Source organism: Beijerinckia sp. L45, assembly GCF_009765775.1.
In the GTDB taxonomy this organism is placed as follows: Bacteria; Pseudomonadota; Alphaproteobacteria; order Rhizobiales; family Beijerinckiaceae; genus RH-AL1.
The window spans coordinates 1-11,414 of sequence record NZ_LMUU01000107.1 but is presented as its reverse complement, the minus strand read 5'-3'; the positions used below and the strand labels follow the sequence as shown (position 1 = coordinate 11,414).

Genomic DNA, 11,414 nt, shown 5'->3' with positions numbered 1-11,414 from the left:
CGTAGCCGACGATGCCCTTGATCTCCATGAAGTCGTCGAGGCCGAAGCTCGACCACTCGCGGCCGTTGCCGGATTGCTTGTAGCCGCCGAAGGGTGCGCCGATGTCGGGCTTCGGGGCGTTGAGGTAGATCGTCCCGGCGCGCATGCGGCCGGCGACGCGGCGCGCGTGCTCCAGATCTTCCGACTGGATGTAGGCGGCGAGCCCATAGACCGTGTTGTTGGCCTCGTGGATGACGCCCTCTTCCGTCTCGTAGGGCATGATCGAGATGACCGGCCCGAAAATCTCTTCCTTGGCGACGCGCATCTCCGGTGTGACGCCGGCGAACACGGTGGGTCGCACGTAGTAGCCCTTGGACAGGCCGTCCGGCAGGCCGGTGCCGCCGGCGACCAGCTCGGCGCCCTCGTCGATCCCAGCCTGGATAAGCGCCTGGATCTTGTCGAACTGCAGCTTGCTGACGACCGGGCCGAGGTTCGAGTTGTCGCTGCGCGGGTCGCCGACGGTGAAGCTTTGCGCAGCCTTGCGGGCGAGCTCGACGACTTCGGCATGGCGCGCCTGCGGCACGAACATGCGGGTGGGCGCGTTGCAGCTCTGGCCGCTGTTGCTGAAACAGTTGGCGATGCCTTCCGGCACGCGGCGGGCGAAATCGGCATCGGGCAGCAGGATGTTGGCCGACTTGCCGCCGAGCTCCTGATGCACGCGCTTGACCGTCTCCGCCGCCGCCTTGGCGACGAGCACGCCGGCGCGGGTCGAACCGGTGAAGGAAACCATGTCGATGCCGGGATGCGACGAAATCGCCGCGCCGACGCTGACGCCTTCGCCGTTCACCAGGTTGAACACGCCCTTGGGCACGCCGGCGGCATGCATGACTTCGGCAAAGATGATGCCGGTGATCGGCGCGATCTCGCTCGGCTTCAGCACCATCGTGCAGCCCGACGCCAGCGCCGGACCGACCTTGCAGGTGATTTGGTTGAGCGGCCAGTTCCACGGCGTGATCATGCCGACAACGCCGATCGGCTCCTTCACGATCTGCGTCGTGCCGTTCATGTAGGAGAACTTGTAGGATTTCAGCACGCGCAGGATCTCGCGCAGATGGGCCTGGCCGATGAAGGCCTGGGCGCCGCGGGCGAAGGCGAGCGGGGCGCCCATCTCCTGCGACACCGCCTGGGCGATATCCTCGTAGCGCTTGTCGTATTCGGCGCAGACGCTTTCGAGCAGCTGGATGCGCTCGGCGACGCTGGTGCGTGAGAAGGTCTCGAAGGCGGTGCGGGCGGCGGTGACGGCACGGTCGACGTCCGCGGCGGTGCCGCCGGAAATCTGGGTGAAGACCTCCTCGGTCGAAGGATCGATCACGTCGATGACGTGGGGGGCGATCGGGTCGACCCAAGCGCCGTCGATGTAGAATTTCAGGTTGTTGGTCATGGATCTCTTCTCTTTTGGCGCGCAGGATCATCGCGCGTTTTCGGCGGCCGCGGCATCAGCCGCGTGCAGCGTGGACTGCGCCCAGTAGGCGCTATGTCCATCGGCATACTCCGACGAAACGAAAAGAGATGCAATCGGGCCGGCAAGGCGTCAGCGCGGTGCTGTCATGCCTTCGCCCATCGGCGGCAGCCGGGCGAGCGATCCAGGATCGCAAGGCGGGCATCACAAAAAAAGGGACCATCGTTTTGCGATGGCCCCTTTTTCGATCGGCGTGATTCGATGGGTCTAAAACTCTTCCCAGCTGTCGACGGCGTTGGCGACCTTCGCCCGGATCGCCGCGACAGGACCGCCGGTCGTCCGTTGCGGCGCGGGACGCGGCGCCGGCGTCGATTTCGCCCTGGCCTTGAGCGGCTGCACGTTGCTGCCGCCCTGGACACCACCGAGCTGGAAGCGACCGACGAGACGGGCGAGTTCCGCGCTCTCGCCGGCGAGGCTGTGCGAGGCCGCCGTGGCTTCCTCGACCATCGCGGCGTTCTGCTGCGTGACCTGATCCATCTGGGTGACGGCGATGTTGACCTGCGACAGGCCGCTGGCCTGCTCCTCGGCGGAGGACGCGATGTCGGTGATGATCGTGCTGATCGCGGTGACCTGCTCGACGATGCGCATCAGGCCTTCGCCGGTTTCCCCGACCAGCTGCACGCCAGCCGTGACCTGCTCGTCGGAGGCACGGATCAGCGTCTTTATCTCCTTCGCCGCTTCGGCGGAGCGTTGCGCGAGGCCGCGCACTTCGCTGGCGACGACGGCGAAGCCACGTCCGGCATCACCGGCGCGCGCCGCCTCGACGCCTGCATTGAGGGCGAGCAGGTTGGTCTGGAACGCAATTTCGTCGATCACGCTGATGATCTGTCCGATCTGGCGCGAGGAATGCTCGATGCCGCTCATCGCCTTGACGGTCCGGGCGACGACGTCCCCGGATTTCTCCGCATCGACGCGCGCAACGCGGACGACTTCGCGGGCGTGGGCGGCGCCTTCGGCGGTCTTCTTTACAGCGGTGGTGATCTCGCTGAGGGCTGCGGCGGTCTCTTCCAGGCTTGCGGCCTGCTGTTCCGTGCGGCGCGACAGATCGTCGGACGCGGTGGTGATTTCGCCGGTGCCGGAACGGATGATCCCGGTCGAGGCGAACACCTCCTTCATCGTCTGCTGCAACTGCGACACGGCCTCGTTGAAGTCGGTGCGCAGGCTCTCGTATTCGGAGGCGAAGGGCTGATCGAGGCGATGGATGAGATCGCCCGCGGCGAGCCTGTTGAAGGCGCCGGCGATGCCTTCCAGCACGTCGGCCTGCTGCCGTGCCGCCGTGGCGCGGAGCGCTTCACCCCGGCCGCGTTCGTCATCGGCCGCACGGCGGGCGTCTGCCGCCTCGGCTTCCAGCCGCAGCTTTTCGATCGCCGCCGCCTTGAAGACCTGGACCGCTTCCGCCATCTCGCCCATCTCGTTCGGCTGACCGATTGCGGGAATGACGACGCCATGGTCGCCCTTGGCCAGCGACCGCATCGTACCGGTCATCGCGTTGAGCGGGCCGCCAATCGCGCGGGTGATAAACCAGCACATCGCGAGGCCAAGCAGAAGCGACACGATAGCCCCGGACAGGACGACCGTCTTCGTCTGGTCCATCGAGTGATAGCCGGCCGCGGTCCAGTTGTCCGACCAGGGCTTCAGCTTGGCGCGGACTGTCGCGAAGGTCTGCTCGATGGCCGTCGAATAGGGGATGGTCTCGGACGAGCTGACCGAAGCGACGGCTTGGGCGCGCGTCGCCGGGTCGGCGGCCAACCGGCCCTGCGGGTAGATCGCCTTATCGAGGAACGTTTGCGATGCGGTGTTGTAGGCCTCGAGATCGGGCAGGAACTGCTGCCCGTCGCGGGCAAGTAGCTCTTTCAATTCACCCATGTTCTTGCCCCAGGCGGCCAGATCGGAGTCGATTCTGTCCTTGTCGGCCTGAGCACCGGTCAAGACGTATTTGCGCGAGTTGGAGCGTACGGAAATCATCTTCGTCGCGATGAGATCGAGGCCGTCGATCGCGTCACCGGACACGGTGTTCATCCGTTCGATTTCCGCGAGATTGCAAGTCTGCGTGTAGATGATCGTGGAACTGATGGCTACGATGGCGAGAACGGCACCGAAGCCGATCGCTAATTTCACCCCAAGCCGAAAATTACTAAATTTCATAGCTGTCAAACCCGCCCCGGACTCTTCGAGCTAAAGCTATGGCTGATCGCGGTTAACGTTTTCGTTAAAGTCGTAATAAAATAGCCATAAAGATGACTGCTTCGCCTCTACGTCAATTCACATATTGGCTGCTCCGGGCAGTGCTGTCGGTGTCCCCGCTGCCAGTCGAAGCGCTTATTTCAGGACGATGACCTTCGTGCCGACTTTGACCTTGCTGTAGAGGTCGACGACGTCGGTGTTGGTCATCCGGATGCAGCCCGAGGAGACGGCCGCACCCATCGTGTCCGGCTCGTTCGAGCCATGGATGCGGTACATCGTGGAGCCCAGATACATCGCGCGGGCGCCGAGCGGATTGTCCTCGCCGCCAGCCATGTGGCGCGGCAAATCGGGGCGGCGGCGCAGCATCTGTTCCGGCGGGGTCCAATCCGGCCACTCACGCTTGCGGCTGATGATTTTCGTGCCCGACCAGGAAAAGCCTTCGCGCCCGACACCGACGCCATATTCGTAGGCTTGGCCGTCGCCGAGGACGTAATACAGCCGGCGTTGCGTCGTCGAGATCACGACGGTGCCCTTGGGATAGCCATGCGTCCAGATCACCAGCTTGCGCGGAATTGCCTGACTTTGAAACACGTTCATGAAGTTGGCCAGCGGGCCGCTTTGCATCGGATTTGCCGCTGCGGGCGCCATGCTCAAGACCGTCAGCAGGCCGGCCAGCCGGACCGTTTTGATAAGCATGGAAACTCCTGAGCCGATCGCGCGAAAGGGGACAGCGCCCGTGCCTTCCACGCAAATGCGGCAAAACACGGGCTGCCGCTGCGGCACGCCCGTGCTGGAAATCTCATGGTCCGGGCTCGCAAGGCGTCCCGGACCAGCCGATGGCGTCAGGCCTGGCCCGGAATTACCAGCGGTGCCAACCGCGGTGCCAGCCACCATGCCAGCCGCCGTGCCAACCCCGGCGCCAGCCCCAGCCCGGGCCGCCCCAGCCGCCGCCCGGGCGGCAGCCGCCGTAAGGCCCGCGATGCGCATAAGGGCCGCAGCCGCCAGACACCAAGGTCAACGGTGCCTCGACGCTCGTGTCATGCGGCGCCGCCATCGGCATCGCCTGCACCGACGTCATCATCGCTGTTCCGAGCACAGCAGCGGCGACTGTCTTCAACAATAGGCTTTTCATTCAATCCTCCGGGTTTGAAGCATCGTACGGCTTTGAAGCCTGTTTCCAAGACTGTGACAAGCCGCCGTCGTCGGAACGTTTGTTTATCCTAAATAGATCCCAAAACGACACTTGGACCAACGGCCGGCTCGAAGGTTTACTGCTTTAGTCGTGTTAAATCGCGACCCTGCCTCATCACGCCTCAAGATGTTCATAGGAGCATAAATGACCTCGGCTTCGACGTCTGATCTCGGTATCGTCCGCGTCGCTGGTGATGCGCTTCCGCAGGCTTCCGGCGAAAAAGCCTATCACCTTGATCGGAAATGGCTTTAGGCTTGGCTGTCCGTGACAGAGAAGAATTGGCGAGATTCGATGGCGACGTTCCCCAGCGTTTCACCGTGAGCGACCTCGGCGATCTCTTCTCATCGATCGTGGTTCTGGTGCTTCTGATCGCTAGCGTAACATGCGGACGTCTCATGATCCGATGGCTGCCGGAGCAACACCGCACGCGAACGACCTTCCAGTTCACAGAACTCGTTTCAAATCTGCTTGTCACGTTCACGGCGCTGATTCTCGGGCTTTTGACCGCATCGGTAAACGCCAGCTTCGAAAAGGCGGAGACCGACCTGCGCAGTTTCGGATCTCAGATCATTCGCCTGACCAACGGCCTCGACGAGGCCGGCGCCCCGACCCTTCCGATCCGCGTCATGTTGCGCACCTATACGGCGTCGGCGATCGCCACGACATGGCCGGAAGAACCCGCGCCGGATGGGGTCTATCCCAAGGTTAGCGGCAAGCAGGCCATCGAGTCGGAAGCTTTGGGGCGGCTGTTGGCGCAGGTCGAACATAATTTGCGGCGGCTGCCGGCCGCCGATGACCTTCAGCGCGGTCTCAAGAGCGACTGCATCACAAGGCTCAACGATCTGCTGAACCAGCGCTGGCGGCTGATCGGCGAGGCCCACAGCACGATTCCGATGCCGTTCTACTGGATGATGCTGTTCTGGCTCGTCGTCGTTTTCCTCAGCTTCGGCATGAGCGCGCCGCGCAACTGGGTTTCGACGGCCTATGTCGTCATGGTGGCGCTGTGCATCGCCGGAGCCGTCTTCGTGATCCTGGAACTCGACGGCCCCTTGGATGGGGTCATCAAGGTCTCGAGTGCACCGCTGCGCGATGCCCTGCATCATCTGGATGTTTCGGTCGCCAGCCTCCCTGTCGCTGACTAACGATCGAGCGACAACGGTGAGGGGCCGCCGCGGTTCGCTAAAATTCGGCGGTCGGCGGCAACATGAAGGGACGCGTAAAAGCGGCCGGCCACGCGCCGCGGAGCATCAGCCCGGTGTCGTCGCGCTGGACGCGGCCGGACCAGCCGAGCTTATCGGGCGGGAACAGCGTTTCGACCCGGCTATAACGCCGATCCAGCACCGCCAGGATCGACGAAAGACGCGGGATTGTCGGGGCCACGATGTCGATGAGCGTCAAACGATCGCGCGTTTGCTTTGACACCACCACGGCATCGAGCGATTCCACGTAATCCACGATCATCGCGTCGTCGGCCGCAACCTGCGTCAGGAACAGCGAGCCGCCGCCCGCGACGGCGACATGCTCGGATATGGGCGCCCGCTCTGCGAGAAGATGTGTGATGAGTGTCGCGTCCGCGTCGCTCGAAAAAGAGAGCCGCCGCACACCCGTCGTTGCGTGGATGTCTGGCGCAGCGCCGACAACCTTGTGTTGCGGAACGTCCTGAAAGCCGAATCGCTCGTAGAGCGACGAGTCTTCCGTGTAGAGCAGCATGGGGCCGGAAAGCGAAGCGTCGCACCAGGCCAGGGCGTCCAGCATCAGCGCGCGAAACAAGCCACGCCCGCGCCATGTTTCGGCAACGGCAACCGAGCGGATCGCCGCCGCGTCACATCGTGCCCCGTCGAGGATGAGCGGCAGCGCAAACACCTCGACGCTGGCGACACAGGCGCCTGTCGCGTCGAAGAAGGCGAAGGGGCGGCACGTAGGGTCGACGCCGCAGAGCGCATCGCGCCGCTCCACGTCAAAATCGAAGACGTCGAGCATCAGCGCGGCATAGGCGGCGCGCGCGACGGAATCCGCGAAGAAGGCCTGCCTGAGAGTAAGCGTGGCCTTGTCGCGGATCATCGAAAGCTCAAGCCGTCTCGAAGAGGGACTTCAGTTCGCGCGGCTGGCAGCGCAGATATTGCGGCGGGCATTTTACATGCGCGCCGAGTTTTGAGGCGGCGTGCCAGGGCCAGCGCGGATCGTAGAGCATGCCGCGCGCCAGCGAGACCATGTCCGCCTCGCCGTCGGCGATGATCGCCTCGGCCTGCTCCGCTTCGGTGATCAGGCCGACTGCCATCGTGGGCATGCCGGCCTCGGCCTTGATCGCCTTGGCGAAGGGCACTTGGTAGTTCGGCCCGAGCGGGATCACTTGATCGATATGCAGGCCGCCCGTCGAGACGTGGATGTAGCTGCAGCCGCGCGCCGCCAGCGCCTTGGCGAATTCGACGGATTGGGCGAGGTCGAGGCCGCCATCTTTCCAATCAGTGGCGGAGATGCGCACGCCGACGGGCTTGTTCGCCGGGAAGGCCGCGCGCACCGCATCGAACACTTCGAGCGGGAAGCGCATGCGGTTTTCCAGGCTGCCGCCGTAGTCGTCGGTACGTTGGTTCGACAGCGGCGAGAGGAACTCGTGCAGCAGGTAGCCGTGGGCGCCATGCAACTCGATCCCGTCGAGCCCGAGCCGCTCGGCCCGCTTCGCCGCGGCGACGAAGGCGGCGATCGTGTCGGCGAGCCCTTTGGCGTCCAGCGCCAAGGGCGCCTCGTTGGCGGGATTAAAGGCGATCGCGGAGGGGGCCAGGCAGCGCCAGCCCTCCGGCTCGGAGGCCGGGATCTGCGCGCCGCCCTCCCATGGCACTTTGCAGGAAGCCTTGCGGCCGGCATGCGACAGCTGGATGGCGATCGGCATCGACGAATACGAGCGGATTGCCGTCAGCACGCCCTCTAGCGCTGCTTCGTTCTCGTCGCTGTAGAGGCCGAGATCACCGGGCGTTATACGGCCCTCGGGCGTCACCGCCGAGGCTTCGAGAATCAGCAGACCGGCGCCCGAGATCGCCATCTGGCCAAGGTGCATCATGTGCCAGTCGGTGGCGCTGCCGTCCTCGGCGGAATACTGGCACATCGGCGCGATGACGATGCGGTTTTCCAAGGCGAGCGCGCCGAGATGGACGGGCGTGAACAACTGACTGGTCATGAGGCGATAGGCCCTTTTGTGCGAGATGGGGCGGACGATATGAGCCTTGCGGCTCACATGATCGTTTCGTTCGAGCCGGGGCCAGGCGACGGCATCTCCTGCGGTCCGCCCGGCGGGATTTCATAGGGCTCCGACGTGCCGGGGTCGGGCACGTCGTCAGGGATCGGCGCGGGCACGCCGAGCGGCTCCGCCTCCGGCACCTCGGACGGCGCGGCCGGCTCTTCCGTAGGGGAAGGGCCAGGCGGCACGGGGTTCGGCGTCGCGGGCTGCGGGGTCACCGGCTGCGGCGTCAGCGGGCGCGGCGTCGAGGGCGCCGGGGGCATCGGCGTCGCTGGGTCGGGTGGTGTCGAAGGCTGCGTCGGCCCGGGTTCGCTCGGCACCGGATCGGGCGGCGGCTGGCGGAGGGGTTCCGGGACGATGACGGGATCGGGCATGGCTGGAGCCTTCGATATCAGGAACGAACTTAGTAAAGTGGCGAACCGCCGGACACGACTACCAGAGCGCCGGATGTATAGCTCGATTCGTCGCTGGCCAGCATGACATAGGCAGATGCCAGCTCTGCGGGTTGTCCCGGGCGCTTGAACGGCGTCTCGCTGCCAAAGTCCTTGATCTCTTCGGGGTTCATGCCCGATGGAATGAACGGCGTCCAGATCGGCCCGGGCAGTACGGCGTTGACGCGGATGCGTTTTTCCGCGAGCGCTTGGGCCAAGCCGAGGGTGAAGTTGGCGATGGCAGCCTTCGTCGCGCTGTAGGGGATCAAGGTCGCCATCGGCTTCTTCGAATTGACCGAGGACGTGTTGACGATGGCGCCGCCGTTCGGCATGTGCGGCACCGCGAACTTGGTGATGTAGAACATCGCGCTGATGTTGGTCTTGAAGGTCTTGTCCCAGTCCTCGATGGAAATCTCGTCGAACGACTTGGTCGGCTTCTGGAATGCCGCGTTGTTGACCAGAATATCCAGGCCGCCGAGGTCCTTCACCGTCTGGGTGACCAGCTTTTCGCAATGCGCGGGGTCGCAGATGTCGCCCGGCACCAGGACACAAGTACGGCCTGCCTTCTCGACCCAGCGCTTGGTCTCCTCGGCATCGTCATGTTCGCTGAGATAGCTGACGAGTAGATCCGCGCCTTCGCGGGCGAAGGCGATCGCTACAGCCCGGCCGATGCCGCTGTCACCCCCGGTGATCAGCACCCGTTTCCCGACGAGGCGGCCGGATCCCTTGTAGCTTGTTTCGCCATGGTCGGGCGTCGGATTCATCTTCGACGACAGCGCGGGAAACGACTGTGTCTGCGGGTCGAACGGCGGCTTGGTTTCGATTGTTGCGGTGGTCATGAAGCTTTGTCCAGCATGGGTGAATCTGCCGAGCAATCGACCGCGTCACAACCGGTTCCCCTTTGGGCGTTCGCATAAAACGGGAACGATCGATCGTGATCGTCATTAGCCTGTCACAACACGCAAAGGAGATGATGATGAAATCAATACTTGCATGTTCCTTGGTTGCTGCAGCTATCGTCGGCGTTACCCCTGCGATGGCGCAGAGCTTTTCCGTCGGCCCCAATGGTGTTGGCGTCGATGTGGGCCGCCCGCATTACCGCGATTATGAGCGCGACCGCGACTATCGGCCCTATCGCGACGACGAAGGCCGAAGTGTCTATCGAGACCGCGATTATCACTACAATCGCGACTACGATGATCGCTGAGTGAATGTCATCGGCTCCCGCTATTCGCGGGAGCTATTTTTGTGTGACACGACGAAAATGCGAGCCGGCGATGAGGCGCCCGGTGAGTGAGGGACGGAGCGGGTCCGGGTGCGCTACGGCGAAGCGACGGGCGGAGAAGGAAGCTTCAGCTTGACCGCCACCTTTTTGAGGGCCGCTTTCGCGATGTCCGCGTCGCTCCTGGACGGAGCGCTGAACAACTCCTGGTTTAACAACTGCGCGATCTCGATGATGAGGGACTTGACGGTCTGAGCATCAAGCTTGTGCTCGAAGGACCAGTAATAGACTGCGAATTCCAGAATAACGTTTAATCGATCTTCCTGCGCTTCGGTGATGAAAGCATCGGGATGGTTTTCACTGTCTGACATGCGCGCTCACTTTGGGCATCTTCCGCAAGTGGGCACATCGAACATTGAAAACGATGCATATGCAACTGGTCAGGCAAACTCCAATATTTTCAACGGTTGTGGGTTTGCTGGTCTACGCTGTAAAATTGTAGCCGTCATACCGCCGATTGCTCGGTTTCTTCAGTCCCAACGATCGGAGCGTCGGGCAAAGGCCGCGTCGCTGCGGCAGGCCGTCGGCGAAACGCCCAATGGACCGCGCCACGCGTCGCGCTGTCCCCTGTGATGCGGATCTGCAGGGTAGGGCGCGGCCCGCCACTCGTCGCGAACACCACGCTCGGCTCGAGCACGAGCGGCGCATCGGCCTGAAACAGCCAGCGATCACCGTCGGGAAGGTCGAGGAGTACGGCCGTGTCGTCGCCGACAACCTGCGCCCGCACCCGGGGATGCAAGTGAAAGCGCAAGGCGTAGGGCGCGACGCCTGGCTTGGTCTTCCCGGCGTCTTCGAGGGCGTCCCGTCCCTCCAGACTCGCACCGTCGTCCGCAAGGGACAGTTCGCGCGCGTGGGTCAGGCCGAACCGGCTGGCGTAGCCGTCGTGGGAGGTCTTCACCGTCGTGAAGCCGCCGGACTGCTGCCGATCCACCGCAACAGTCCTCGGCCCGGACAGGATTTCGTCGTTCAACCATTTCTGCAGGCCGGCATGAGCGGCAAAGCGGCATGACGAGGTGTCGTCGACAACCAGCGTCGAGTGCGCGGCCGTGGCGCGCGCCGCCTCGCGCGCATTGGCGCGGCTGACTTCGGGTGCCCCGCAATTGACGACGAGGCGTTGAAAGCCGTTGGAGAATTCGAAGGAGAGGCACCCGGCATGGGCCTGGGTCGAAAAGGCTTGCGGTGGGATCGCGCCGGCGTCGATGATGACGACGCTCCTGCCGGCTTCCATCCTCTGATAGCCGGAATAGGTTGCGTTGGTCAGCGGTTGGGCCCGGGCGTCGTCATAGGCGAGAATGGTGGCGACCAGTTCCGGGGCGGTCAGGCCCATGCCGTTGAACAGCGCCATGGTGCCGTCGCCGTGGCGAAACAGGCGCAGCATCGGCATCATGCGGTCGATGGCGTTGAGCACTGAAGCCGGGATCTGGATCCCGCGCGCGGCATAGGCTTGCCGCAGCGGCAGGAGGTCGAGAAGCAGGTCGATCAGCTGCTGCGGGTTGCGGCTGACATGGCCGCCGTCGGCCAGGATCTGCAGTTTGAGTTCGGCGGCCAGCCGTTCCGTGCCCTGGCGCTGAAACGCCTCGGAGCCCGGCGCGCAG

General features: G+C 64.0%; 12 protein-coding genes. 2 read left to right on the top strand and 10 right to left on the bottom strand.

The genetic code is table 11. The annotated features are described in order from the left end of the window. The 4 genes from GSQ79_RS11080 to GSQ79_RS11065 all read right to left on the bottom strand — a co-directional run. The coding region (locus tag GSQ79_RS11080) for an aldehyde dehydrogenase family protein (protein WP_158808781.1) at positions 1-1,420 on the bottom strand (1,420 nt) is incomplete at its 3' end. A gap of 285 nt (positions 1,421-1,705) precedes the next feature. Next, positions 1,706-3,643 carry a methyl-accepting chemotaxis protein gene (locus GSQ79_RS11075; protein ID WP_210253061.1) on the bottom strand — a complete coding sequence of 646 codons (1,938 nt, stop codon included), beginning with the start codon at positions 3,641-3,643 and terminating at the stop codon, positions 1,706-1,708. Between the two features lie 174 nt (positions 3,644-3,817). Next, positions 3,818-4,378: a L,D-transpeptidase gene (locus GSQ79_RS11070; protein WP_158808780.1), complete on the bottom strand. Its 561-nt coding sequence runs from the start codon at positions 4,376-4,378 to the stop codon at positions 3,818-3,820. Between the two features lie 163 nt (positions 4,379-4,541). Further along, complete coding sequence (locus GSQ79_RS11065; protein WP_158808779.1) at positions 4,542-4,814, bottom strand: hypothetical protein; 273 nt, start codon at positions 4,812-4,814, stop codon at positions 4,542-4,544. Between the two features lie 338 nt (positions 4,815-5,152). On the opposite strand from GSQ79_RS11065, the gene GSQ79_RS11060 reads away from it, so the two are divergent. Beyond that, positions 5,153-6,016, top strand: a complete 864-nt coding sequence (locus GSQ79_RS11060; RefSeq protein WP_158808778.1) for a hypothetical protein — start codon at positions 5,153-5,155, stop codon at positions 6,014-6,016. Positions 6,017-6,053: 37 nt separating this feature from the next. On the opposite strand, the gene GSQ79_RS11055 is transcribed toward GSQ79_RS11060, so the two are convergent. Genes GSQ79_RS11055 through GSQ79_RS11040 form a run of 4 tightly spaced genes read right to left on the bottom strand, consistent with a single transcriptional unit; the run spans position 6,054 to position 9,376 of the window. After that, on the bottom strand, positions 6,054-6,935 hold the full coding sequence (locus tag GSQ79_RS11055) for a GNAT family N-acetyltransferase (protein ID WP_158808777.1): 882 nt from the start codon (positions 6,933-6,935) through the stop codon (positions 6,054-6,056). Between the two features lie 7 nt (positions 6,936-6,942). Further along, positions 6,943-8,046, bottom strand: a complete 1,104-nt coding sequence (locus GSQ79_RS11050) for an NADH:flavin oxidoreductase/NADH oxidase (RefSeq protein ID WP_158808776.1) — start codon at positions 8,044-8,046, stop codon at positions 6,943-6,945. 53 nt (positions 8,047-8,099) lie between these two features. Then, on the bottom strand, positions 8,100-8,480 hold the full coding sequence (locus GSQ79_RS11045; RefSeq protein ID WP_158808775.1) for a hypothetical protein: 381 nt from the start codon (positions 8,478-8,480) through the stop codon (positions 8,100-8,102). A 29-nt stretch (positions 8,481-8,509) separates the two neighbouring features. Next, positions 8,510-9,376 carry an SDR family oxidoreductase gene (locus tag GSQ79_RS11040; RefSeq protein ID WP_158808774.1) on the bottom strand — a complete coding sequence of 289 codons (867 nt, stop codon included), beginning with the start codon at positions 9,374-9,376 and terminating at the stop codon, positions 8,510-8,512. A 95-nt stretch (positions 9,377-9,471) separates the two neighbouring features. Between GSQ79_RS11040 and GSQ79_RS11035 the strand changes: the two genes are divergently transcribed. Then, complete coding sequence (locus tag GSQ79_RS11035; protein WP_158808773.1) at positions 9,472-9,744, top strand: hypothetical protein; 273 nt, start codon at positions 9,472-9,474, stop codon at positions 9,742-9,744. A gap of 113 nt (positions 9,745-9,857) precedes the next feature. Here the strand turns inward: GSQ79_RS11035 and GSQ79_RS11030 are convergent, their stop codons facing one another. Next, positions 9,858-10,130: a hypothetical protein gene (locus GSQ79_RS11030; RefSeq protein WP_158808772.1), complete on the bottom strand. Its 273-nt coding sequence runs from the start codon at positions 10,128-10,130 to the stop codon at positions 9,858-9,860. Positions 10,131-10,264: 134 nt separating this feature from the next. Then, on the bottom strand, positions 10,265-11,414 hold a 1,150-nt coding region (locus GSQ79_RS11025; protein ID WP_174243195.1), incomplete at its 5' end, for a heparinase II/III family protein.